The 23,470-nt window shown below is 41.4% G+C and carries 25 protein-coding genes and 1 pseudogene; 20 read left to right on the top strand and 6 right to left on the bottom strand.

The window, feature by feature from the left end; translation table 11 throughout:
- Positions 1-8: 8 nt before the first annotated feature.
- Positions 9-1,154 carry a HesA/MoeB/ThiF family protein gene (locus tag J2Z66_RS05790; protein WP_209970431.1) on the bottom strand — a complete coding sequence of 382 codons (1,146 nt, stop codon included), beginning with the start codon at positions 1,152-1,154 and terminating at the stop codon, positions 9-11.
- A gap of 715 nt (positions 1,155-1,869) precedes the next feature.
- A complete protein-coding gene (locus tag J2Z66_RS05785) occupies positions 1,870-2,604 on the bottom strand; it encodes a MerR family transcriptional regulator (protein WP_245375311.1) in 735 nt (244 codons plus the stop codon).
- A 134-nt stretch (positions 2,605-2,738) separates the two neighbouring features.
- Here J2Z66_RS05785 and J2Z66_RS05780 point away from each other — a divergent pair, with 134 nt between their 5' ends.
- The 3 genes and pseudogenes from J2Z66_RS05780 to J2Z66_RS05770 all read left to right on the top strand — a co-directional run bounded on the left by J2Z66_RS05780 (position 2,739) and on the right by J2Z66_RS05770 (position 5,688).
- Positions 2,739-3,623 carry an alpha/beta fold hydrolase gene (locus tag J2Z66_RS05780; protein WP_209970430.1) on the top strand — a complete coding sequence of 295 codons (885 nt, stop codon included), beginning with the start codon at positions 2,739-2,741 and terminating at the stop codon, positions 3,621-3,623.
- 74 nt (positions 3,624-3,697) lie between these two features.
- Positions 3,698-4,783, top strand: a pseudogene (locus tag J2Z66_RS05775) (aminotransferase-like domain-containing protein); the annotation flags it as partial.
- Positions 4,780-5,688, top strand: coding sequence for a D-alanine--D-alanine ligase (locus tag J2Z66_RS05770; RefSeq protein ID WP_209970428.1), 909 nt, complete (start codon positions 4,780-4,782; stop codon positions 5,686-5,688). The pseudogene J2Z66_RS05775 and the gene J2Z66_RS05770, both read left to right, overlap by 4 nt.
- A 102-nt stretch (positions 5,689-5,790) precedes the next feature.
- On the opposite strand, the gene J2Z66_RS05765 is transcribed toward J2Z66_RS05770, so the two are convergent.
- On the bottom strand, positions 5,791-6,453 hold the full coding sequence (locus J2Z66_RS05765; protein ID WP_209970427.1) for a pentapeptide repeat-containing protein: 663 nt from the start codon (positions 6,451-6,453) through the stop codon (positions 5,791-5,793).
- A 248-nt stretch (positions 6,454-6,701) separates the two neighbouring features.
- On the opposite strand from J2Z66_RS05765, the gene J2Z66_RS05760 reads away from it, so the two are divergent.
- On the top strand, positions 6,702-6,851 hold the full coding sequence (locus J2Z66_RS05760) for a hypothetical protein (protein WP_209970426.1): 150 nt from the start codon (positions 6,702-6,704) through the stop codon (positions 6,849-6,851).
- A 129-nt stretch (positions 6,852-6,980) separates the two neighbouring features.
- On the top strand, positions 6,981-7,541 hold the full coding sequence (locus J2Z66_RS05755; RefSeq protein ID WP_209970425.1) for a GNAT family N-acetyltransferase: 561 nt from the start codon (positions 6,981-6,983) through the stop codon (positions 7,539-7,541).
- A gap of 135 nt (positions 7,542-7,676) precedes the next feature.
- Here J2Z66_RS05755 and J2Z66_RS05750 read toward each other — a convergent pair whose 3' ends face one another.
- The gene (locus J2Z66_RS05750; RefSeq protein ID WP_209970424.1) at positions 7,677-8,180 is read right to left on the bottom strand and encodes an Rrf2 family transcriptional regulator; all 504 of its coding nucleotides are present in this window, start codon (positions 8,178-8,180) and stop codon (positions 7,677-7,679) included.
- Positions 8,181-8,412: 232 nt separating this feature from the next.
- Here J2Z66_RS05750 and J2Z66_RS05745 point away from each other — a divergent pair, with 232 nt between their 5' ends.
- The 7 genes from J2Z66_RS05745 (at position 8,413) to J2Z66_RS05715 (ending at position 14,376) form a co-directional block, all read left to right on the top strand.
- Complete coding sequence (locus J2Z66_RS05745; protein ID WP_209970423.1) at positions 8,413-8,856, top strand: carboxymuconolactone decarboxylase family protein; 444 nt, start codon at positions 8,413-8,415, stop codon at positions 8,854-8,856.
- A gap of 109 nt (positions 8,857-8,965) precedes the next feature.
- A complete protein-coding gene (locus J2Z66_RS05740) occupies positions 8,966-9,691 on the top strand; it encodes a YjjG family noncanonical pyrimidine nucleotidase (protein ID WP_209970422.1) in 726 nt (241 codons plus the stop codon).
- A gap of 187 nt (positions 9,692-9,878) precedes the next feature.
- The gene (locus tag J2Z66_RS05735; RefSeq protein WP_209970421.1) at positions 9,879-10,865 is read left to right on the top strand and encodes an LCP family protein; all 987 of its coding nucleotides are present in this window, start codon (positions 9,879-9,881) and stop codon (positions 10,863-10,865) included.
- An 84-nt stretch (positions 10,866-10,949) separates the two neighbouring features.
- The gene (locus tag J2Z66_RS05730) at positions 10,950-11,561 is read left to right on the top strand and encodes a DUF4304 domain-containing protein (protein ID WP_209970420.1); all 612 of its coding nucleotides are present in this window, start codon (positions 10,950-10,952) and stop codon (positions 11,559-11,561) included.
- 53 nt (positions 11,562-11,614) lie between these two features.
- On the top strand, positions 11,615-12,313 hold the full coding sequence (locus J2Z66_RS05725) for a hypothetical protein (protein WP_209970419.1): 699 nt from the start codon (positions 11,615-11,617) through the stop codon (positions 12,311-12,313).
- Between the two features lie 353 nt (positions 12,314-12,666).
- Complete coding sequence (locus J2Z66_RS05720) at positions 12,667-13,422, top strand: sulfite exporter TauE/SafE family protein (RefSeq protein WP_209970418.1); 756 nt, start codon at positions 12,667-12,669, stop codon at positions 13,420-13,422.
- A gap of 153 nt (positions 13,423-13,575) precedes the next feature.
- Positions 13,576-14,376, top strand: coding sequence for an ankyrin repeat domain-containing protein (locus J2Z66_RS05715; protein ID WP_245375310.1), 801 nt, complete (start codon positions 13,576-13,578; stop codon positions 14,374-14,376).
- 16 nt (positions 14,377-14,392) lie between these two features.
- Here J2Z66_RS05715 and thpR read toward each other — a convergent pair whose 3' ends face one another.
- Complete coding sequence (gene thpR / locus J2Z66_RS05710) at positions 14,393-14,974, bottom strand: RNA 2',3'-cyclic phosphodiesterase (RefSeq protein ID WP_209970417.1); 582 nt, start codon at positions 14,972-14,974, stop codon at positions 14,393-14,395.
- Between the two features lie 520 nt (positions 14,975-15,494).
- Entirely contained in the window at positions 15,495-15,632 is a 138-nt protein-coding gene (locus J2Z66_RS05705; RefSeq protein ID WP_209970416.1) for a hypothetical protein, read from the bottom strand.
- 271 nt (positions 15,633-15,903) lie between these two features.
- On the opposite strand from J2Z66_RS05705, the gene J2Z66_RS05700 reads away from it, so the two are divergent.
- The 8 genes from J2Z66_RS05700 to J2Z66_RS05665 all read left to right on the top strand — a co-directional run bounded on the left by J2Z66_RS05700 (position 15,904) and on the right by J2Z66_RS05665 (position 23,420).
- A complete protein-coding gene (locus tag J2Z66_RS05700; RefSeq protein ID WP_209970415.1) occupies positions 15,904-16,674 on the top strand; it encodes a type 2 periplasmic-binding domain-containing protein in 771 nt (256 codons plus the stop codon).
- Between the two features lie 50 nt (positions 16,675-16,724).
- A complete protein-coding gene (locus tag J2Z66_RS05695) occupies positions 16,725-17,234 on the top strand; it encodes a hypothetical protein (RefSeq protein WP_209970414.1) in 510 nt (169 codons plus the stop codon).
- A gap of 41 nt (positions 17,235-17,275) precedes the next feature.
- On the top strand, positions 17,276-18,682 hold the full coding sequence (locus tag J2Z66_RS05690; protein WP_209970413.1) for an arylsulfatase: 1,407 nt from the start codon (positions 17,276-17,278) through the stop codon (positions 18,680-18,682).
- A gap of 373 nt (positions 18,683-19,055) precedes the next feature.
- Positions 19,056-20,048 carry a phosphotransferase enzyme family protein gene (locus J2Z66_RS05685; RefSeq protein WP_209970412.1) on the top strand — a complete coding sequence of 331 codons (993 nt, stop codon included), beginning with the start codon at positions 19,056-19,058 and terminating at the stop codon, positions 20,046-20,048.
- Between the two features lie 184 nt (positions 20,049-20,232).
- Positions 20,233-20,559, top strand: coding sequence for a hypothetical protein (locus J2Z66_RS05680; protein WP_209970411.1), 327 nt, complete (start codon positions 20,233-20,235; stop codon positions 20,557-20,559).
- Positions 20,560-20,729: 170 nt separating this feature from the next.
- Positions 20,730-21,419 (top strand): alpha/beta hydrolase, encoded by a 690-nt coding sequence (locus J2Z66_RS05675; protein ID WP_209970410.1) that lies wholly within the window; start codon positions 20,730-20,732, stop codon positions 21,417-21,419.
- A 559-nt stretch (positions 21,420-21,978) separates the two neighbouring features.
- The gene (locus J2Z66_RS05670) at positions 21,979-22,575 is read left to right on the top strand and encodes a hypothetical protein (RefSeq protein WP_209970409.1); all 597 of its coding nucleotides are present in this window, start codon (positions 21,979-21,981) and stop codon (positions 22,573-22,575) included.
- Between the two features lie 263 nt (positions 22,576-22,838).
- On the top strand, positions 22,839-23,420 hold the full coding sequence (locus J2Z66_RS05665; RefSeq protein ID WP_209970408.1) for a ribonuclease FAU-1 family protein: 582 nt from the start codon (positions 22,839-22,841) through the stop codon (positions 23,418-23,420).
- The last annotated feature ends 50 nt before the right edge of the window (positions 23,421-23,470 follow it).

Genomic DNA, 23,470 nt, shown 5'->3' with positions numbered 1-23,470 from the left:
AAACTTCTTTATCTTGGATCATCTTGGACCGACAAGGTTATTAATGTCATTAAATCAGTTGGCTCATTTAGATTCGCGACATGGCTGCCGCAGCTGGGACATTCCAAAAGCCTAGGTACCTCATGATGGCTGATCTCGGTATCATGAAGTCGGATTCTCGTATAGGGATTCGGGAAAATCGGGCTGTGTTTAGTGATGTATTTGGCGATTTCCGATCCGACAAGCGATGTTAGTAAGGCAATATTCGGCGCAAAGGCGGGATTTATTTGAGGGGTATGAACCCCGTTGATGACATCGTTTACGAACGAAAGGGTGCTTTCGTTCGAGCGCAAGGAAGTTATCCAAAAGCAATCTGCGCAACCCGTTTGATATGGAAGAATGCGGTGAATGAATGCGGAGCCGTGTCTTAGTCCGGCAAAAAATAAGGGCTTATTCTCCCGAAGGCAGGCGGTATTCACAAATCGGGAGCCATAGAGCAGAGGCCAGTCGATCGCACCAACGACGATATCGGCCCCTCGAAGGACTTTTAGGATGGATTCCGTGGAATCGACCTTCTGATCTATCGTTTCGACTACAGTATCGCTATTGAGCATATGGAGACGCTCTTTGACGACATCCGTCTTCAGCCTCCCGACGTCAGCTTCCGTATAGAGCATTTGTCGGTTTAAGTTGCCGATTTCCACGATGTCGTAGTCGATTCCAATAATTTTTCCAACTCCCATCGAGGCGAGCCATGCGGCGATCACGCTCCCACCGCCAAGGCCGATAATGGCCACAGTGGTGGATTTCAATCTGCTTTGAAAAGTGTATCGGCTTTCCGATTCGGTTTCATATAGGGAAAAATAACTCAAATTGTTTTTGTACCTTAGCAACTCACTATCGCTAAATACGCTTTTGTCTTTATCTGAATCAAGGCATTCCAATAACCGAAATTTTAGTAACATACGAATCCCCAATTCAATTTCCGCAACAGATATAGAAAGGAATTTGGACAACTCCTCGATACGTTTATTTCCGTCAAGCAGTTTTAGGAAAGCGACAATTTTGCCATCTGAGTCAGGAATTTCGATCGGTCCATACTCCGTCACGATTCGAATGGTATCTTTCTGATAAGTCATTACCCGACGGTAATGATCCTTTAGTTTATAAATCATGGTTACCTCCTTGTTAGAAAAGATCGTACAGAGATGTACGACCTTTTCCTTTTCAATAAGATTAAACGAAATGTCCGTCGCCTTCAAAAACATCGGTTGTCTTAGACATTGTTGGTGCAAGCTCTTCCACTTCACGTATTTCAATTGTCATATGTCTCACCTCCCTAAATGCAATCAATGCCTTTATGACTCCCGGCATTTCTCTCAAATCTTCTCACAATTAGCATTGTCGTGTCAGTGCCGTGCTACCTAACCTTGGAGTGACCTGGTCACAACTTACAATGACGAAAAGGTAACGACCAGCTAAGAAGCAGTATTATACATTCGCCTGAACAAAGAAACAGATCAGATGTGCGCAGAATAGAAAGAAACGCTTGTTGGTTAAGAAAAGGACATGAGAAAAAATCAAATACTGCCAAACGATGCTTAATTCCAAAACCGACCAAGTTCAGAGAGTCCAGTACTTTCCTCATGCAGGAATAATATAAAAGTAGCCGCGAGTTTGTAACTTCTCATTAAAAGCCGTAAAAGCTGCATTAACAGCTATCACGGCTTTCATTGTAGGGGAATTCTGATCGAGGGTTAATTACATATCCTTTCCAACTATGTCCCAAGCTGTTATCCAACTCTTCATGTGAGAATGGCTTCTCGTTTGTAAACCAACATTCTACAACGCCTACGTAAGCCGAAGCGACTGCGAAAATAAATTAACTAATTAGATTACTGGTTCATACTCTTTATAAAAATTTATATAGTTCATCAGTTCAGTAATTCCTCTGAATTGTGTGATAAGTTGATTATTCAAATTTTGTAGGGCGAGGTGAAAAGATCGTTCTATTTTTGAATAGCTTTGTTTGTCTAAGTTATTTAAAAGTTCTTTCATATTTTCAATATAATAGACTGTTTTTCTTAAACTGCTAATAACCAGTATTTTTCTTAATTCAGCTACGGTAAAAATTCTGTACCCATTTTCTTTATTTCTTTCTGAGTGAATTAACCCCTCCTTTTCCCAATGCCGAATGGCAGAAGTGTTTACTTCAGCAATTTCTGCTACTTCTCGAATACTCATATTGTCGGATATTTTAACATTTCTATATTTATTAAAATCAGCACTTTTTATCATGGTCAAAATTTCTTCAACTTTATGTTTCTCTATTTGAATTTTGTATTGTTGATTATTAACTAGCCAAAGAGCAGCTTCAAAATCTTCGCACTTAACTCTTCTCATCACTTCATAAACAACAGGTATGTCATATCCTTTTAGTAAAGATCGAATAGTAACAAAGGCTTGAAAATGGATTTGTTGGTAGTAGCGATGACTGCTATTTTTTCTTGGCACCTCGGGAATTAAATTCTGTTCTTCATATCTTCTTAACGTGGTTGTGCTTACTATTAATTTATCAGCAATTTGTTTAGGTGTATATGTCGTGTTCATTTTCTTCCCTTTCATTAAAGTGATACCTTCAAGTGCTACATTAACATAATAAGTTAGAAAGCGCATAGCGGCAACGTTAAGAATGCTAAAACCGAAATATTGCATCAATGTTATATGATAGTAGTATAACCAGATTAGGAGTGATAAGAATGAAAAAAATCGTGACATTAAGTGGTGGCTCAACAATAGAAGTTGGTTTGACTGGAAATACTTCTAATAAAGTAATTATGTTACCGGTAGCGAAAAAGTCCGTTTATGGTCAGGAAGCTGAAAGCTTGAGATTGTGGGGGGTAGACCCTGAATTAGGGAAAAATTTGGTGGAGGGACTTTCCGACAAGTTTCAAGTATTGTACTTTGATTATGAAGGTCACCTTCTTGAAAATCCCCAACCAGATGATCTCACACCTGAAAACATTGCAAAAGATTTATTACTGATAGCTGATGAAATGAATGTTAGGAAATTTAGTTACTACGGTTACTCATGGTTGGCTCTAGTTGGATTACAATTGGCAATCAGAACTAATAGGCTAGAAAGTTTGATAATGGGGGGATACCCACCATATGAAGGGCCTTATAAAGAAATGATGATAGTAACTAATATGACGTACAAGCAAACTTTGAAAAATCAAAACATGAATAATCAAAATACGTCTGAATACCGACAAGAAATAAATACTAATCCTGAAGAAATTAATTGGGATCATGTACAGGTGAAAATTGATTCCAATCAAACTAAGCAGTTTTTTACTATGTATCAAAGCTTAATGGATTTTGATGATAAAAAAATTCAAGATATGTTGACTATCCCTAAACTAGCTTTTGCAGGAGAAAAAGATACCATTATTTACGGAGAAAATTTCGGGAGTGTTACTGTAGATATAGTCGGATTATTACAAAAAAATAAAACTGAATTGGAGCATCTCAGTTGGGATGTAGAAATATTAAAAGGAAATGACATGAATCATACAAAAGCAATGCAACCCGCCACAGTTTTACCTATAATAAAGCCCTGGCTAATTGATAATCTATTGTAACAAGCAAGCTTGTTAGTAACCACAAGTGGGTAGAAAATCACACATCGTGGTTCTTATTTTATTGTTAAATGTATGCACCGGATGAAAATTTATTTGATCTCGATAATGTCAAACGAGCATTTCTAGATCGGATGTCCATTGAAGGTGCAGTCATCTTAAATTATGGATATGCGCAGGGCTACAAACCGTTAATGGAATATTTGCTTCGATACATGAAGAATAAAGGGGTTAATCTGGAGGGTAAGGAAATCCTGATTACGAACGGTTTTACTGAAGGGTTAGACATCATTTTGTCGGCTTTAATCAAGAAAAATGGGCGTGTTATTTGCGAGAATCCTACTCATCATGCAGCAATTAAAATTTTTAAAATGCATGGATTTGATATTACGGGTATCGAGATGGAGCAAGACGGGATCAATCTGATGGAACTGGAGAGAGCATTGTCCGAACGACCGTTTGATTTAACCTACCTTGTGCCTTCTTATCATAATCCAACTGGTATTGTGATGTCTCCCCATAAACGAATGGAAGTTATCAGGCTGTTGAATAAATATCAAGTCCCGCTTATAGAAGACGGTTTCAACGAGGAACTAAGGTATTCCGGATCCCACATTGCGCCTTTATTTGCTTGCAACGGTAATGGAAACAGTGTCATATATTTAGGCAGTTTTTCTAAAATCCTTTTCCCTGGCCTCCGGGTTGGGTGGGTCTTGGCCGAAAAAGAGTTCATTTATTATCTGGAAAGCGTCAAGAGAGCGCGGAGCATTCACACCTCCACACTAGATCAATCATTGCTCTATCAATATCTTCATAATGGCAACTTCGAGAAATATTTGAAAAAAGCCAAATCTGAATATAAGCGAAAGTGTGAATTAGTCATTCGGTGTTGTAGAGCGTTTATTCCGTTAAAGCGGCTTTCAGGCGACGGAGGACTTCACGTGTTTATTGAATTCGATGATAACTTTGATACCAATGTCCTGCTAGAAAGCTGTCGTCAAGAAGGGGTCATATTTACACCGGGCAACATTTTCTTTACGAATAACAAAGGTCACCATACTATGCGTCTTGGTTTCTCACGAGTCACAGATGAGGACATCATAAAAGGGATTCAAATCATAGGTGACACAGCTAAACGAATGATGAGGGAGGTACAGCTATGAGAGTTGGTGTGATTATGGGGGGGACTTCATCAGAAAGAGAGGTATCCCTTATGACTGGGAGAGAAATGATTGCTAATTTGGATAGAGAAAAATATGAGTTGTATCCAATTGAAATCAATAGTAAAGATGAACTCGTTGAACAAGTGAAACATATTGATGTGGCACTGCTTGCGCTTCATGGAAAGTATGGGGAAGATGGAACGATTCAAGGAGCACTTGAAACACTTTGCGTTCCTTATACCGGGTGCGGCGTTTTATCGAGCAGCCTGAGCATGGATAAGAATATTTCCAAAAAACTATTTCGCAATGAAGGTATCCCCACCCCTGATTGGATTCATTTGAGTAGTATAGATGAATTATCTATTGGAGCCGTCGAACGGCTGGGATATCCGGTTATTGTGAAGCCAAATTCAGGCGGTTCGAGTATAGGAATCCAAATTATAAAAAACAAAGAAACGTTAGTACCTGAGGTACACGAAACCTTTCGATGGGATGATGAAGTGTTGATCGAGCCATATATTAGTGGTGAAGAGATAACCTGCTCCATCTTAAACGGAAAACTTCTTCCCATCATTGCGATTCGGTCTAAATCCGAATTTTTTGACTACTCTTCCAAGTATGACGACGGCGGGGCCGATGAACAAGTGATCCAATTGCCTCCCGATATTTTTGAGCAGGTCCGTGCTTCTGCGCTAGGCTGTTATAAAACATTGAAATGCAGCGTTTACGCCCGAATTGATATGATTCTTAAAGATGGAATTCCATATGTAATGGAAGTGAATACACTGCCTGGCCTGACGAAAAATAGCCTCCTGCCCAAAAGTGCCAAAGCGGCGGGGATTTCATTCAGTCAACTGTTGGATTTTATCATTGAATATTCGCTTAAGGAAAGAAAGAAAACATAATTACATTTCATAGTAAATTCGGGCCATTATAAGGTGGTCTGTAGAAGTGGTGGAGGAAGGTTCTATAGAAATATATGTATCACATCTTCGCTCCATCACAGTTCACATGCTCTCCGATTCCGGTGGTTTAGCAAGAGTTTCCCCATTGATTTTGACACCGTCCATTATCGTATTCCCCCATACAGGAAGCAAATCTGTCTCTCCCACAAAACGACTTCCAGCTAATGAGCTGAAATGAAAAACAGCCCCATCAAAGCTGCATTCCTCAAACCGACAATACATAAACATGGCGCCGCGAAAATTAACATTGGAAAACCGGCATCGTGTGAAAGATACATCCCTTGCTATTGCTTTGCTTAAATTACTTCTTGTAAAATCGCAATCCTCAAATTGCTCGCTAATCCTGGCATTACTCAGATTCGCCCCTCGAAACGAACAGTGGCTGAATTGACGTGTCATAAACCTGCCATCCAGCTTAACCCCATCAAAGCAGCAATTCGTGAAATTTGAGGTGTTCAAACTTGTAGCTTCCACGAAACGCGCATAAGACAAATCTACTTGATGTAAAGTTAGGTACTGAACTGTCTCTGTCAAAACGACTCCCCGAAAATCTTCTAGTCCTGTATCGGTCTGTCCAAAGGGAGAGGAAGGAAAGGAACGTTCTTTTTTGTGCAGGTTTTGTTTGCCAGTAACAGCGGCCAATGCTCGATTCGCTTCAGCGAGCTGCTCGTCGTCCCATCTTGCCATGAATTGCTTCTTGTTCAAAAAGACAACCTCCTCATTTCACTGGTGATGTGCAGCTTCGTCTAGCGTTGTGACCATTATAACAAAATGCGCCTCGTCAATTAAAGCAATCTATTAAGTTATCCATTCTGCTGCTTCGGCAGGTAACCACTATACTAATGGGCAGGATAGCGTAATTGTTATTATAAGTAATCTTTCCATTGACTGTAAAAACCTGGGTGGTTATGATTGCTATGAAAAATAATGCTTCGTTGAAGTGAGGTTTGCGTATGTCACCAGGCGCCCATTTATTAAATGTTGTAGTCATCGGTATGTACCGGAGCTGGGATTTACGTCAGCCGGACGATTGGACTCGCGATTTTCTTCAAGATAGTCGGATTCGGATCATCAATGGACTTTCGTTAATCGACGATTTTTAGAAGGGTTGCCGCGAGGTAGCACTTCGTTACGCTGAATAATATGGTAATATAATTGTTTAATCAACTAAGGGGACAGTTTGCCGCGGCAGCCGCTCCTTTTTCATTATGCTAAAGGGCAGGTGGTGTGAAATGATATATTTAGAAACATCGAGATTGCAGTTACGCGACTGGAAAGAATCTGACTTAGAGCCATTTAGTCGGCTAAATGAGGATGAACAAGTTATGAGGTATTTCCCTAAATCCTTATCGCCCGAAGAAACAAAAGTGTTCTATGAATCAATTGTATCCGAGTTTAAAGAATGCGGGTTTGGGTTCTATGCGGTAGATGTAAAGGAAAATAATGAGTTTATAGGGTTTATTGGATTTCATCAGGCAACATTTGAAGCAAATTTTACACCATGCATAGAGATTGGCTGGAGACTGAAAAAAGAGGCGTGGGGGAAAGGATATGCAACTGAGGGGGCGGCAGCCTGTCTACAATATGGATTTAACGAATTGAAGTTTAGTGAAGTTTATAGTTTTACTGCCGATGTTAATGAGCCTTCGAAAAACGTAATGGTAAAAATCGGTATGAATTTTATTAAAAATTTCCATCACCCGAAAGTTGATAAGGACAGTCCATTAAATAAGCATGTTTTATTTTATATGGATCAAAATAAATATGCTAAGGTATCAAATAATCGAGGGTAAAATAGAAGTTGCGGAACATATGACTTTCGACGACGTGTCACTCCTAAAAAAACAGCGGCAGCCTGGGATTTTAATTCCAAGGCTGCCGCTGTTTTTGCGTCTTCGGCATGAGAAGTTATTATTTTAAATTCACGATTAAACATTGTTGCTATTAGCAAAATATTCACGAGTATCTTTACGCGATTGAGGGGTTAATACGCGATCAAGCTCTTCATTCAACCATGTAAGTGACTTGTTACGCAGAACATTGCGCATACTATCTTCAGCTTCGAGCATAGTTAAGTTAATCACACAGGGAGAGGCTTGAGCGCATGCTGCATAGTCTTCATCACGGCATAGATAGCTATTATTTTTGATGTTTTTACATTGAAAAATGGGGGTAGCACCTTCAACAGCTACAACTACATCCCAAAAAGAAATATCCGCAGGAGACTTGGCTAATCTATAGCCGCCTTTTACACCAGGAACAGAGCTTACGATACCGGCTTTTGTTAATTTAGCAAAAATCTTCGAAAGATAAGTCTCCGAAACGCCTTGAAAAGCGGAAAGCTCTTTAATCCCAATAGTAGAATCAGGAGGAATATCAATTAAATATACCAAGCAATGCAGTCCATATTCAACGCCAATACTATACTGCATGCAAACACCAGCTTTCTAGATATTGATATAAGGTTGTTATTAATCATATTAGGTGGATTTAAATCCCTTGTCAAATATGGCTTTTGGGTATTTCCTTTAAATGACTCATGATTTTTGGTTGACAACTATGAATTAAAAAGATATATTAACGATAAGGTTAATCGTCGATTAATGTTGTCGTCATTAACCTATAGAGGCAAGATAAAAAATATTGTTCACGGAGGAGATCACTATGAAGGTAAGATTAATTCATGCCAGTGCAAATCCAGGTGCTATGCAAGCGATGATGAAGCTGGAAGGATTTATTAAGACAAGTGGGTTGGATGCAAAACTGTATGAACTGATTAAAATCAGAGCATCACAAATTAACGGATGTGCTTATTGTCTGGACATGCATACACGAGATTCGCGGAAAATGGGCGAGACAGAGCAGCGGCTTTATTTACTTAGCGCGTGGCGTGAAGCACCCTTTTATTCTGACAAAGAAAGAGTGGTGCTTGAGCTCACGGAAGCTGTAACCCGTATCTCCGAGCAAGGCGTGCCGCAGGATTTGTATGAAAAAGTTCGGGCACATGTGGATGAGGAAGAATATGTGACAATTATTATGGCCATCAATACAATTAATGCATGGAATCGAATCGCCATCTCCACGGGGATGTTCCCTGAAAAGGAGTGAACTGCCGATTGGCCATAATGATGTCATTTGGGCAGGCTCAATCCCCGTACATCGATTATGTGCGGGGATTGACTTTAGTCTAAGACTTGCAATATCCCCGGGAGGAACAATGAGTTATAACATACTTCTATTTGATTTAGATGATACATTATTAGATTTTGGCGCTAATGAAACTGAATCGTTAAACAAATTGTTTCAGCATCACGGATATACTTTTTCGAATGAGTTGTTTCAAGTATATAACTCCATCAACAAACAACTATGGGCTGACTATGAAAATGGTAATATTGTATTAGATGTTGTGCTAAACTCAAGATTTTCAGAAACTATGTTAAGACTTGAAAAAGTTGTGGATGGTATTGAATGGGAAAATCTATATAGAGAGCTTTTGAACAATGGAAGTCAGCTGCTTATGGATGGAGCTTTAGAAGTGTGTCAGCGCTTATCTGTATCCAATAGGCTGTTTGTTATCACTAATGGTATAACCCAAACTCAGATAAAGCGATTGAAGCAGTCAGGCTTGTATGTTTTTTTTGAAAATATTTTTGATTCTCAAAGCATTGGATTTCAAAAGCCATCAAAAGAATTTTTCAATTATGTGATGAGTCAAATTAAAGATTTTAATATAGATAATGCACTTATTATCGGGGATTCATTAAATACCGACATCAAAGGTGGCCTTTTATCAGGAATTGATACTTGCTGGATTAACAGAAACTCACAAAAATATTCTGCAGAAATTCAAAGTACGTATACAATCACAAGCTTAGTGGAATTATTCGACATCTGTCCCCCTATGGCAGACAGCGGCGGAGAGCCTTCAGCAAAGAATTGACGACTCAACAACAACTGAAAAAGAGGCTCCCCGTTAAAAGAGTTGGCGGAGATGCCTCTTTTTTTCATGTGCGAAATGGAATTTTCGTTCATTAGATAAATGCCCATTAAAAGATAAATGTGAACGATTATCCAAAGCCTTACGTCTAAACTAAATGTACATCATTTAACAATGGAGGATTTGTTTAATGACTAATCGTTTAGAACGCAGCAAACAAAGGAAAAGGTTATTTAATAAAAAGCAAATTAGATATTTAGTTCTATTTACGTTCATTGTTTTATTTATAGCAGGATACTTGATGAGAACAGAAATTGGGCTATTTCTATTTGATAACATCGTTGCTCCAAAAATAGAAAGAAAACTAGACAAGACTTATGAGCCTCTAGGGACTAAGGTAAATACAGTTATTAATAACTCCGAACCTTTTACAGTTTTATTGTTAGGAATTGACCAAAGAAATAAAGAAAATGGCAGGTCTGATACGATAATTTATTCAGTTGTAAGACCAAAGGAAAAGAAAATATTAATGATATCAGTACCACGAGATTCATACGTAAAAATTCTAGGGGCTAGTAAACAAAATAAAACACATGACAAAGCTACTCATGCTTATGCTTTTGGCGGAGCAAGTGCCTCTGTTTCAACTATTGAGGATCTGTTTGATCATAGAGTCGATTATTATGCCACAATTAATTTTAAAGGGGTAGAAGAGACTGTAGATGCTTTGGGAGGTCTTCGCCTTCCAATAACTGAAGATTTAGTAAATGATGATATAGACCATGAGAAATTCGTAATTAAAGGCGGACAAGAACTATATAACGGGAAGGATTCATTAAACTATGTTCGTTATCGTGAAGATGCTGGTGGAGATATAAATAGGACACATAGGCAAGTCGATTTTATTAAAGCTTCCATTTCAAGAATGATTGAACTAGGGAATGTAACCAAAATACCATCCATCCTGGATTCCTTAGGAGAGACTCTTAGAACAAATATGACTTCGAGTGAAATTATCGATAATGCTAAGATTTTTTTAGAACATGACGAAGACTTTATTACAAATTACACGCTTGAAGGTACTGGTGGGAAAAGAGCAGATGGGATTTGGTATTTTAACTTGGATGAGGATTATCTAAATCAAATGAAAAACGAAATAGACAAATGGTTAGAGTAAGCTCAACGACTTGGACAAATTAGGGAATGCGAGCTAGTATATATTTAGAAGTAGCAATAATGAAAATATCTTCTAGGAGGGATCATGTTGCAGCAGCTTTTTAACGATATGATTAAGCAGGACGTAAAACCGTTCCTATCCAGGCACGGCTTCACTAAGAAGAGTTTGAATTTCAATAAGATAACAGAAAACCTCATCTACATGTTCAATTTCCAGAAATCCTCTGGCAATTCAGCAGACAATGTAATGTTTTATGTGAATTGCGGTATTTATGCTGCGGAGTTGGCTCAAATACAATCGAAAGAGATTCTGACAGCACCCCAAGAAGTGGAGTGTCACTTCAGAGCAAGAATCGGGGAAATTGCCAAGTCTGTTCCAGATCGATTTTCAATCACTCCTGATACGAATATGGATGATTTAAGAAAAACGATGATAAGCGCATTAGAAGAGGTTATTCATTTCTATGATACTATGACCAGTGCCAGATCCATTGTTGATTATTACACCTCAGGTCCATTTTTACATCTGGGCGAAGAGAGCTTTCATTTATTATTACAATCCAAGGATGTAACCGCGGCTAAACATTATTGGGAGGCTTTGCAGGAAAAGTACGGAACAGAAAATCGTTGGACCATATTCGAAAATAAATACAAGGCTATCTTCAATAAATACGGAGTAGAATTTGATAAGTTGTAAGTCGGCATAGTGAACGTAAGTGAGAAATGAAAAGTTAAACAGGAGGAATTACATTGCTTCTGAAAGATACAAATCAACTGGACGATCTAAAGGATTTTCTAATCAACTGGTACGGAAGGTATGATAGCTCCTATGGTGTGCCAGTGGACGAGATTCCAGCATATCTGCCAAAGGCATTGCATGAATTATATACGTTTGCAGGACGCTGGAAAGATGGTTCGGACAATCACCTCGAGAATTCTCCAGAGATATTTCAACAACAGGATTGTCTTTATTCGGTGGAGCGACTCAAGAAGGATCAGGATAAGGTTACGTTTCTTGAGGAAAATCAAGCAAACTGGACTTGCCAAGTGGAGGCAGGCAACAACGATTCTCCTGTCTACTGCGACGAGCACTTGCTTTGGGATGACAATGCAGAGGGATCTATCATCGTAAATGACTCTTTATATCATTTTCTAAAAAGTTTTTGTTTACAGGAGGTTGTTCTGGGCTGCAAACATCTTTATATGATAGAAGATAAATTAGATAATATGCAGAAGTTGTTTGATAAGCCGATTGAAGATGTGTGGCTAAATGGTTACTATATAAGCCCCAAAGAAGAGGGACCTACTCATACATTTTACCGATGTGGGGACGTGCTGGTCATGGAGCGCTATGGCGACTTTTGGCTAGGTTCTAACTGTGATTTGTCTCCAGCATTGAACGATGATGTCCTGTCTTCAATCAAACTGAGAAAGATTAAACCTGATTGATTCAGTCCTTGTAATAAAAAATGTAATTCAACTGACGGGTACAATTGCGGAGGAGCTTGCCAAACGGCGGCTCCTTTTTTATTTGTTAAAGTAATGGGCAGATATTGAGATAAGATTAGCCGTGTTAATGATACATATATGACCGCTGACGACAAAATGATCGAAAAATGACTGAACACAGACCGTCTCAGGTTCCTTAAATCCAATTTTAATGCTCGTTAATATAAAATGCGTGCACCACCTAATAGTGGTGAATATAATTGAATTAAGATGGTTTCAAGCGCGTTAAAACACATGTTTTATAGTAGTTTATTATGTGTTATTATTTGAACAAGATTTAAAAGGAGAGGGTAATGAGTATCACGCTTATCATAATGGTCGTTGTTGCTGTTTTTGTTGGTGCTTTGATGAAATCAATGTTTGGCTTCGGGGAAGCTATGGTGAGCATGCCTTTACTTGCACTACTTCCGATCACTCTACAAACTTCAGTTTCTCTAATTGGTTTGGCGGGGCTAACCGTTGCTTTACTAACCGTTTTCAGCGGATGGCGTCACGTTGAACGCGCTGTCCTGATCCGCTTAGCAGTTTCCACCGTAATCGGAATCCCCTTCGGACTTGTTTTGCTTCATACTGCTTCTGCAATCGTGATTACGTTTGGACTTGGTATTTTTCTGATTGCTTTTGGAGGTTACTCTTTGGTCAAAAAGATTCTCTCTCGGGCAATCGAACGTCCACTACTCAACAATCGCGGATGGGTATTTCCGTTCGGGTTTGCCTCCGGGGTGCTTGGCAGTGCTTATAACTTTAATGGTGTGCCGATTGTTGTCTATGGCACCTTACAGCGATGGAACCCGGATCGTTTTCGAGGAACATTGCAAGCTCATTTTCTTATATCTGGTGTTCTTGTCGTTACAGGACATGCACTCGGCGGGTTATGGACATTTGACGCATTAATTTATTATGCTTATTCTTTGCCGGCTATTCTCTTAGCTACCGCACTCGGTGTTTTTTTGAATAAGCGAATTCATGCTGGAAACTTCGAGCGTTACTTATTTATTATTATCATCGTACTCGGAATTCTATTGTTATTGCCTCGGGGTTCAAACTAATCATTTTAGCAGCACTTGAAGTGATTAAACAGAAGGAAATGGCTTCCTCAAATGTTAAATGAGTAAAGGTGATCTTTCATTTTTATTTGGTATAGAACACAGTGTAGTTTGTAAACTATATATGGTTTGAATGTTTCATGAGAGAGGACAGGCATGGAATTGGTTGTATATGAGAGAGGAGATTTGGACATGGACTTTATTTACGAAGATGAAACACTGGCAGTAACTATTGTTAAGGCGATCCGCACTGGCGATGTCCCATCGTTGAAACAAATTCTTAAAGAGAATCCGGGCTTGGCTACGGTAAGAATTATCCAAAGAGACAACGGAATGTCTAGAACGCTGTTGCATGTGGTGACCGACTGGCCCGGACACTTTCCTAATGGTGCTACTACTGTGCATACGTTAGTCGAGTTCGGTGCGGAGGTGATCGCTCGGTTTACTGGATCACACTCCGAGACACCGCTTCATTGGGCTTCGAGCTGCGATGACATTGAAGTGCTTGATGCGCTTCTTGATACTGGCGCCGACATCGAAGCGTCAGGTGCAGTGATCGCAGGTGGCACACCACTAGACGATGCAGTAGCATTCGCACAGTGGCAAGCAGCGCATAGGCTAGTTGAACGTGGAGCTCAGATTACACTCTGGCATGCGGCTGCGCTAGGACAAATGGATGCAATTAAGGCCTACTTTGCCGGTGCCACACTTTCGGAGCGATATCCTTGGGGATCAAGTCACTCTTCACCTCCTGACAATATTACCGTCGCCTTCTGGTGTGCTTGCCACGGCGGACAGCGATGCTCTGCAGAGTACCTTCTCGACCGGGGTCCTGAACTGAACTGGATTTCGGTTTGGGATGGATTGACCCCGCTGGACGCAGCGCAGCGTAGTTCCGCTACTGATCTGATTCAATGGCTGCGTAGTCAAGGAGCCAAATCTGCCAGTGAACTATGATTTCTTTAGGTTTCGTCTAACCTGAAATCACCGAAATTGCTTCATACATCGGTAGCTTGTTCAAATGGCTCCGATAAAGTGTTACTTCTTTGGATTTCCACTCGAGAAGATCTCCTTGGAGAGACGGAGGTATCGGAAAATCACTCAGCTTATTAAGATCAAATGGAGCCGTACTCGTGTAATTGCGTGCAAGCGTCAGATGCGGGTGAAAGGTGCGTTCTTCAGGCATAAAGCCGAGGGGCATAAGTGCGCTGACTACTCGCTGCTGTAAGCTGTGAAGCCCTTCTACGTCGCCGCCTACTCCGGCCCACAGCACAGCAGGCTGGGTCGGTCGGCCGAAAAAGCCGAGGGATTCCACACGCAGCGAGAGAGGAGTAGATACTGCCGATATTTCCTCGAGTGCTTGAGTAATGTGAGGGACACGCTCTGATGGTGTATCTCCGAGAAATTGTAACGTAATATGCAAATCCTCATGATGGACCCACTTGCGAAAAGGCAGATGCGATTTGATTTCATCGATCCAGCCGGCGACCGCATGCTTAATCCCTGACAGGACCGGCACAGCAACAAATAAACGCACTTGATTGATTGCATTCATAATAGTCTCCCTAGTTTATCATATGGTTATGTTTGTTCAATTGTAGCATGTCCATTGTTTGGTAAAATTGATTCATTTTCGCTATACATATAGACTCTTTTTACTTTGTAAAAAACAAATAATGAACTTCAGGCGATAGTGCAGGACAATGTCTTTGATTCAGCCGTCGGTATGGATGAGGATCCATCCTAGGATTAGGAGCTCAATGACCATGACAAGAGGCTACACGTAATGAAGTTCCTTCGTCAAGTAGACATCTATTAAAGCCCTTAAAGCCACAACCTCCGTTCGGTATTCTACCGGGCTGAGGTTGTTTAGCTTTTTTTAACTGCTTAAGATTCTGACTTTCCACGGATGTTTATTACAGCTTATTAGTCAACTATCAATCCCAAATAATTGATTTTCAAGTCTAAGCCACTACGTGGATCCTGGGGTATAATTATAACCGGACATTGGAAAACGTAGGAAACAAATATGACTGTAACACTTTGCTTCCGAAGCGCTTGAAAGCCTAAAAGAATTAGAAGGTATCGATACCCTGGTGTCCTTTAAGCTCAGCGGTCAATAGTTTATAGGTTGTCGGCTTCTGCCGTTCAGCTATGCTGGATTGTTTCATTCCTGCTTGTACGCGTTCCTCAGCAATAACGATTACAGACATTATTGTAAAATATTCAAGAAGTTAGTGGGCATTACGCACAAGAATTTTAAACAGTGGGGTAAATAAGGGCGACGCTCCTATTTATCCCGTTTTCGCAATAACCAAAAAAAAAGACACAAAATATAATAACTGCTGTCTATTTATCCGAGCAAGCATTCCTTATACTCTTTCTATAGACAATAGTCTACAAAAAGAAAGGGGGGCAGTTGGAACCAAGCATTTCGACAAGCTGTTTACAGATCCGTATTTCCGAACGGTAGCATGGAATACGTTGAACAACAGTCTGCTTAGACTCTTGTTGATTCAAATTTTGTGCGAGTTTCTCAAGGATTGGCTGGACAAGTTGAACCTGAAAGAGCCTACCAATATCGAGGAATTTACGGCAATGTTGAAAGCGTTTACGGAAGGCGATCCTGACGGCAATAATAAAAAGGATACTGTGGGATTGACTGGCTCCAAAATCAGGGATTGGTTTAACATCATCTTTGCTGGCTTTGGTGTGAAACCGGAATGGAACAAAAATGCGAATGGCGTCTTTGAGCCAGGGTATGCGACTGAAGCCTACAAGCAATTCCTGGGTTGGATGCAGGAGCAGTATAAAGCCGGATATATTCAGAAGGAATATTACCTGAACGATGACGCGCAGAAGGAGGAAGCTTTCTACTCCGGCAAAGCGGGAGTCATGATTACGAACAGTGGTGCGAAAGCGGACGGTGTCATTAAGCAAATCGGTGCTGTCAACAGCAGCGCGGTAGTGGACTCGTTGACGCCTCCAGACGGACCGGGCGGAAAAGGCAGCGTATTTTCCTTCGGCGGATACTGGGGTGGCTGGAGCATTTCAATAAGCGGGCGACGTCGTGGTTCAAATACATTTTGGCTGGGGCGGTCGAAGCGAAAAGATGGAAACAGAATGACAGAGTCATACCGAAGCGTCATCCTCCCGTGCTGTTTCCGGAAATCAGCATGTTCGACTGTGTACCCTGGGGAGGAAAAGGAGGCAACCCGGCCCCGCGTCGTTTCGCTGCCGAATATGCGGAATTAAGCGATAGTATCATTGGAGCATTTCCGTATTCGGAAGGTATCTATGAAGATATGAACAAAGTGATTTGGTCGCAATTAATGTGGTATGGCGAAGTGGAAATCGAACAGATCGTGCAAGAGTACTGCAGATACTACTTTGGAGCCGGGACGGCGCGGCAGGCTGAACGATTTATTTATAGGTTAGAGGACCTCATCCTAGGAGGGGAAAACGGAGAGACCGCCGGACGGTTGGTACTGCAAGCCGATGAAATTAGTGGACAAATGGAAGATTGGGCAAGGCAAGGCTGGCGCTGGAAGCTGTTGGATGCTCGCTGTAGGATCCAAGCAAGCATCGACCTGTTATTTCGGGAAGGTGAAAATACTGAATGCATGGAACATTTCCGCAATGCATACGAAATGGTGCAGAACGAATTGAATTTGCACCGCGAAGGCGTCTCGCTGCAACCTTGGATATATGCTCCATCCGATACTGCGCTGAACATTTTCTTGGGACTGGCCGATGTCGTCAACTTGACGCTGGATCAGCAGACGAACGCAGGGGCTGCGAGCGAGAAGGAATGATTCAAGGTTAACAGCGAAAAGAAAGGAGAGATACATTGATAATGAGACCGAATATTTTACTAATCATGACTGATCAGCAGCGCGGCGATTGTTTGAGCGTTGAAGGACATCCCGTGCTGTTGACACCAAATATGGACAGCATAGCTGCACAAGGGGTGCGTTTTGACAGGTGTTATTCGACATGTCCTGTCTGCATCCCGGCCAGGCGGTCGTTATTGTCGGGACAATACCCCGATACCCACGGCATTGTCGGATATTATCAACAAGCGGAGTGGGATGCATCGATCTCCTTGCCGACGGCGCTGAAAAATGTTGGCTATCACACATATTTGGTCGGGAGAGATATGCACCAATTTCCTCAGAACAAAAGATACGGTTACGATCATACTGTAAGCTATCCGGATTACTGCGAATGGTTGAACGAAAGGTTAACTTACACCACCTATGAACCTTCCGGACACTATTACGCTAGCGGCGTCATGCACAACGACAGGACAGCCAGACCATGGCCTCATGATGAATCTTTGCACTATACGAACTGGACAGTAAATGAGGCTCAGCGATTTTTACAAAATCGTGATCCTTCGTGTCCATATTTCTTGACCGTCTCCTTTCTTGCGCCGCATCCCCCACTAATACCGCCCGCATTTTATATGGAACGATATATGAGAACAGGCGTTCCGGATCCAGTGATCGGTGAATGGGCTAAAGCACCTGCAGCGGGGGGGAAGGGAAGTCGGCCCGATTCGGCCGAAGTATGTCTGTCAGGTGAAGAGTTGCTTTCATGCAGGTCCGCCTATTACGGCTTGATTAATCATATCGACGATCAACTTTCGCGTCTGCTTAAAAGCGTCGAAGCGGATGGCGCGGATAATACCATCATCATTTTTACAAGCGATCATGGCGAAATGTTGGGGGATCACTACCTCTTTCGCAAAAGCGTTCCTTACGAACCGTCAGTCCGCGTTCCACTGTTCATTTCGGCTCCGCCCCGTTACGGAATAAGTAAAGGTCAAGTCATTAGCAAGCCCGTATCACTCGAAGATATCATGCCTACAATATTGGACTTGTCCGGCGTAGAGATTCCGAATACGGTCGAAGGATCAAGCTTGCTTCCGTTAATGCGTGAAGAGGAGATTTCCTGGCGTTCCTGCGTCCACATTGAACATGGAGAGGGAACCGGAAGCTTCCAACCTCACAATACGTTGACGGACGGGATCGAAAAATACATTTGGTTTGTACGGAGTGGAGAAGAGCAGTTTTTCGATCTTAGAACAGATCCGCAAGAGTGCCGGAATTTAATCGATTCCGAACAATACAGGGAAGCTGTAGCAGGCTGGAGAAGAAAATTGATCGCAAAACTGCGGGATCGCCCCGAACGGTTTACGGACGGCGAGACCTTGATTAGCGGAAGGCCTTATCCTGCATTTATCGAGCGGCACAATTAGACCGTGCAAAGGATCTGATGAATGCATTTATCAATTGGAACTTTAAAGCTTCGTATCGTATTATTATTAAAAGAGTTCCCGTATTGTAAGCAATAAAATTGGCATTAACTACTGAATAGCAGACACCCGCGCAGATTGCTTGTCAGCTTTTAATAAGGTAGTAAACTCAATTATTTATTCAACCGGAATGATAGCTCAATATGAAACAAGATGAGGCTGCTGACATAAAATCGGCAGCCTCGTTGTGCTCTCGGGCAGATTAGTGTGGGATTTATTTACAAAAGAGACTTGTTAGTGTATTTTCTTTTTATAGTCTAGTCAATTCAATTAGAAGTGAAACCATATTTTTAAATACAAAAGATAGAGGTTTACTATGAATCCATCAATTAAATCCTTATTTACAGATAAGATTCTAGCTGAAGCAGCAAAAAGGTATGGGCTTGTGCCTGATGAGCTGATTCTATTGGGGAATAACCAAAATTTCACCTATGGAAGTAACAACGAAACACGGAATTTCGTCATTCGGATAATTCATGAATCTCACAGGTCTCTAGAGCTTATACAAGCTGAACTAGAATGGATACAATATCTTTCGAATAATGATGTTCCTGTATCATGTCCAGTTGAATCAAGTAACGGTAAGCTAATTGAAGAGATGAACGGTTTTTTTGTCGTTGCATTCCAAAAAGCTCTTGGTGCCCCTTGGAGTGATGAAATATCTCAAATAGAAGAGTTCGAAAAATTGGGAGCAATTGCTGGAAGCATGCATGCACTCACTAAAAAATACATTCCTAGTACAGGAGAGATTAAACGATACGATTGGCAAAAAAATAATTATCTTAGAGATTTCGCCACTAATATTCCCTCTTCCCAAGACCTTGTAATTACTCATTTTGAATCTTTGATGCAGAAGGTCCACAAATTATCACGTGATAGTAATAGTTATGGTCTTATTCATGGTGATTTTTGTTTTGGTAATTATACAGTTCAACCCAATGGACGCATCACTGTATTTGACTTCGATGAATGCCAGTACGGTTGGTTCGTGCAAGATATTTCTGTTAACTTATTTTATGGAATTGCAGTACCTAGACCTGATGGAGATGTTCTAACTTTTGTCGAAAGGTATCTGACATCTTTCTTAAAAGGTTACGTAAAGGAAAACGCAATTGATATAACATTGTTAAGAGACTTACCACTATTTCTGGATATGAGACAAGCTATACTTTATTCAGCTCTTTATCGAAACGGAAATATGGATGCACTCGATGATTGGTCTCAGGAGTTCTTGAAGCGTGCGAGAAATAATATGGAAAACAATCTTTCATTGATTGAAATGGATGATATTTTGAACCTCATAACTTAACAGTTATGCTAACGGGATACGATAGTTGAACGAAACAAGGAGCAGTTTGGAGCAGTTTGCCGCGGCAGCTGCTCCTTGTTTTTATTAAGCTAACGGGCAGATTTGCTTAACAGTAGTCTTAATTGAAAACTTACTTTATATAGTTATAATTAAAGTGAAGTTTAATCCATAGGAGAATAAGTTTATGAGCTATGATATTCATATTACGAGAGCAAATCATTGGACAGAGAGTACGGAAATCCCCATTTTACTTGATGAGTTAAAAACTATATTTGCGGCTAAAAATGATTTTGAGTATTCAAATACATTTTCAAAATCTGGTCCAATCCAAATTTCAATAAGCGGTGATTTTTTTATTTGGGAAGTTGATGATGCAGTGGTTCCTTTTCGTTATTCCAATGGTAAACTTACAGTCTCAGGAGCCGATGAAGGCGATGTGATTGATAAGATGAAGGAAATTGCGAGTGAACTTAATGCAAAAGTACAAGGGGATGAAGGAGAATTATACTAAGATTGTCCTGATATTAGCTTAAGCTATCTGGGAACGTTAGTTGAACGATACAAGGAGCAGTTTGCCGCGGCAGTTGCACCTTGTTTTTATTAAGCTAACGGGCAGGATAGTATATTCGATTCACGAATATGTAAAACAAATATATCATTTCTGAAAGGTAGGACAATATTATGAATGATAATTTACAAGAAGATTTGGTGATTTCAAAAATAGCGGGAGAGCTCGTCACCGAGACCTTCGAGTACGACGGTGGACGGCAGGTCACGGTGTACGTGCCGCCGGATCCGACCGAGGCAGTCGTGTTCGCCGGTGACGGTCAGCTGATCTCGCAGTGGGGCGGGTACCTCGAGGCCGCCGAAGTGCCGCCCACGATGATCGTCGGTGTCTACCGGACGGCCGATGAGGATGAGATGGTGCGCATCCATGAGTACTCACCGCCGTTCGACCAGGAACGGTTCGCGGCACACGAGAGGTTCTTCGTTGAGGACGTCCGCCGATGGGTGAGGTCGCGCTTCGGTGTCGCGCTGCCCGCCGAGCGAACTGCGGTATGCGGTGTGTCGGCGAGTGGAGAGTTCTCACTCGCCATGGGGCTTCGGCATCCTGACATCTTCGGTGCGGTCTTCTCCTCGTCGCCAGGCGGGGGCTACCGACCGCCTACCATGATGCCAAGCCCGCTACCGCGTACCTACCTCGTTGCCGGTACTCTGGAGCCGTTCTTCCTCGAGAACGCGACCCGGTGGGCGTCCGCACTGCGCGATGCGAGCGCGGACGTCGTGATGGTGGAACGGGTCGGGAATCACGGCGACCCGTTTTGGGCAGGCGAGTTCCCGCTGATGGTTGCTTGGGCGTTTGGACGCTAAAACATCGCGGTCGAAGGCCAAGAACGCGTGACACCAAGCCCGACGTCTATGGCCTTGGCGTTCACCGGGCATCTCGGGCGTCAGATTGCAAAGCCATCAAGTGCCGTCTGCAGGAATGCGTCGCGGCGTTCGGTTATCGCCGCTGCATCGAGTGGGCTGCCGTACTCAGCGAACCGGGAAAGCCACGTAACTCGGTAGGCGTGTTGACCGCGGCGATGGCATCCCAATAGCAGACCGATCCTGAAGTTTCGAATAGACAATCTTGGAAGAGTAAAAATTTTCAATAACACTCAAATTGAAGATTACAAACTGCCTCCTAGTTGGCAGCACATAATCAGGTAAAATCATTAAACTAACGGGATACGATAGCTCAACATTAAACAAGAGGCTGCTGCGGTAACCTGTTGCTAAACTAACAGGCAGGGCAGGTTACCGCAACATACTGGTTATTATGTGCGTCTATTAGTTATGGAATTATATGTAACTATGGGGAGGCGAGCAGGTGAAGCATAAGTGATTTATTCTGTTTAAGATTCATTAGGTGTGGTTAAATTTTAACTTGAATAACGCACTATTAATTTATATTTTGGATGAGGAGGAAAATTGTATAGCTATCTATTTTAATATTTCAATGCCTGTTATGGATTTTCTTACTGAGAGCCATAATGCAATGCTGAGTCATGAAGTTAAACTATTTGCCGAAATATTTGTTAACGCACAGGGTAAACGTCAATATTCATCTTTTGAAATTGAAAAAATCGATTTGTTCGCCAGTTATTTTAATAATACTGCATATAACTCTTTTTTCTTTTCCTGCTACCCCATACAATGCATAACACAAATCAAAGAATTTGGATATTTTTATGATACACCAAGCTCCTATTCTATTGAAGTTAAAGGCGGCAGAGAAACCGATAAAAGTCGAGAACTTATACAAATGCGTATGATTTCAAAGAATCCTAACAAACAGATACAATCTTTTTATCGAATATTTCAAAGGGACTTAAAGAAAATTTCAGGATTGCAAAAACATACCCAAAAGAATTATTTTTACTTGCCAACGGAAAAAATTATCATTCCTGCTAATCCACATTCACAGAACACAAGAGATCATTGGGAAGACTTTTATCTTTCAAAAATTGAGAGTGTTGAATAACTCTGAAAATAATCAAAATCGCCTTTCGATGTAACCTATATAATTCCTTCTTTTGTGATAATACTGTCCAGGACATTTGTAGGGAAAGTTTATGATAGCTGAGGATTAATGTGAAGTGTTCATCCCTTAAACTAACGGGACACGCTAGTTAAACAAAAAGGCTGCCACTGGAGCACATGCTTTTCAAATTGACAGCTCGCAATGTTGGGCACATAGGAGTGACTTTTTTGAGCAAAGCCCATTATAGTCCAGGAGATCAAGTCGTGTTGCGACGAGTATGGCAAGATAAAATATGTAGGGTCACTGCAGCGACAATAGTACAGGATACCCCTGAATTGATCGCGTTGTATTGGGGTCCAGGCTATCCTCTCAAGTCAGCAAAAAACCTTCTCGTTGTAACCTCAGGTCCTTTGAATGACCTTTGTGATCATACATGGGGGGCATCGAAACTACTGATGCTTGTTTCGCCGGGAGCAGCTCATGCCGTCTACGCTATGTGGGGCGATGATCATACATTTTGGGGATGGTATATCAATCTGCAAGAACCGCTTCGCCGAACTCCAATTGGCTTTGACACAATGGATTACTTGCTTGATATTCAGGTAAGTCCAGATCGGTGTGAATGGTCTTGGAAAGATGAAGCAGATTTTAACGATGCGGTTGAAGCAGGCAATATTTCCGTTGACTTAGCGCGTGCCATTCGATCTGAAGGCGAACGGGCGATTAAATTGATGAAAGAAGGCCCTTCATCATTCTACGATACTTGGAAGAGATGGGGGCCCCCGACCGAATGGGAGATTCCAAAGATGCCGCTGGCCTGGGGAGAGAGATATTTCGAAAGCTAGTAAAGTCAATGAGTTTATTGCGGCTAATGGGCAGATTAGCGCAATATCAT

Origin of the sequence: Paenibacillus eucommiae (genome assembly GCF_017874215.1) — a bacterium.
In the GTDB taxonomy this organism is placed as follows: Bacteria; Bacillota; Bacilli; order Paenibacillales; family NBRC-103111; genus Paenibacillus_AI; species Paenibacillus_AI eucommiae.
Note: the sequence above shows the minus strand (reverse complement) of the source record. Positions and strands in the feature narration are given on the sequence as shown.

Excerpts from the sequence above, each read along its gene's own strand:
- J2Z66_RS05790 (WP_209970431.1), bottom strand. The coding sequence starts at position 1,154 with ATGATTTATAAACTAAAGGATCATTACCGTCGGGTAATGACTTATCAG.
- J2Z66_RS05785 (WP_245375311.1), bottom strand. The coding sequence starts at position 2,604 with ATGAAAGGGAAGAAAATGAACACGACATATACACCTAAACAAATTGCT.
- J2Z66_RS05780 (WP_209970430.1), top strand. The coding sequence starts at position 2,739 with ATGAAAAAAATCGTGACATTAAGTGGTGGCTCAACAATAGAAGTTGGT.
- J2Z66_RS05770 (WP_209970428.1), top strand. The coding sequence starts at position 4,780 with ATGAGAGTTGGTGTGATTATGGGGGGGACTTCATCAGAAAGAGAGGTA.
- J2Z66_RS05760 (WP_209970426.1), top strand. The coding sequence starts at position 6,702 with ATGTCACCAGGCGCCCATTTATTAAATGTTGTAGTCATCGGTATGTAC.
- J2Z66_RS05755 (WP_209970425.1), top strand. The coding sequence starts at position 6,981 with ATGATATATTTAGAAACATCGAGATTGCAGTTACGCGACTGGAAAGAA.
- J2Z66_RS05750 (WP_209970424.1), bottom strand. The coding sequence starts at position 8,180 with ATGCAGTATAGTATTGGCGTTGAATATGGACTGCATTGCTTGGTATAT.
- J2Z66_RS05745 (WP_209970423.1), top strand. The coding sequence starts at position 8,413 with ATGAAGGTAAGATTAATTCATGCCAGTGCAAATCCAGGTGCTATGCAA.
- J2Z66_RS05740 (WP_209970422.1), top strand. The coding sequence starts at position 8,966 with ATGAGTTATAACATACTTCTATTTGATTTAGATGATACATTATTAGAT.
- J2Z66_RS05735 (WP_209970421.1), top strand. The coding sequence starts at position 9,879 with ATGACTAATCGTTTAGAACGCAGCAAACAAAGGAAAAGGTTATTTAAT.
- J2Z66_RS05730 (WP_209970420.1), top strand. The coding sequence starts at position 10,950 with ATGTTGCAGCAGCTTTTTAACGATATGATTAAGCAGGACGTAAAACCG.
- J2Z66_RS05720 (WP_209970418.1), top strand. The coding sequence starts at position 12,667 with ATGAGTATCACGCTTATCATAATGGTCGTTGTTGCTGTTTTTGTTGGT.
- J2Z66_RS05715 (WP_245375310.1), top strand. The coding sequence starts at position 13,576 with ATGGAATTGGTTGTATATGAGAGAGGAGATTTGGACATGGACTTTATT.
- thpR (WP_209970417.1), bottom strand. The coding sequence starts at position 14,974 with ATGAATGCAATCAATCAAGTGCGTTTATTTGTTGCTGTGCCGGTCCTG.
- J2Z66_RS05705 (WP_209970416.1), bottom strand. The coding sequence starts at position 15,632 with ATGTCTGTAATCGTTATTGCTGAGGAACGCGTACAAGCAGGAATGAAA.
- J2Z66_RS05695 (WP_209970414.1), top strand. The coding sequence starts at position 16,725 with ATGAACAAAGTGATTTGGTCGCAATTAATGTGGTATGGCGAAGTGGAA.
- J2Z66_RS05690 (WP_209970413.1), top strand. The coding sequence starts at position 17,276 with ATGAGACCGAATATTTTACTAATCATGACTGATCAGCAGCGCGGCGAT.
- J2Z66_RS05685 (WP_209970412.1), top strand. The coding sequence starts at position 19,056 with ATGAATCCATCAATTAAATCCTTATTTACAGATAAGATTCTAGCTGAA.
- J2Z66_RS05680 (WP_209970411.1), top strand. The coding sequence starts at position 20,233 with ATGAGCTATGATATTCATATTACGAGAGCAAATCATTGGACAGAGAGT.
- J2Z66_RS05675 (WP_209970410.1), top strand. The coding sequence starts at position 20,730 with ATGAATGATAATTTACAAGAAGATTTGGTGATTTCAAAAATAGCGGGA.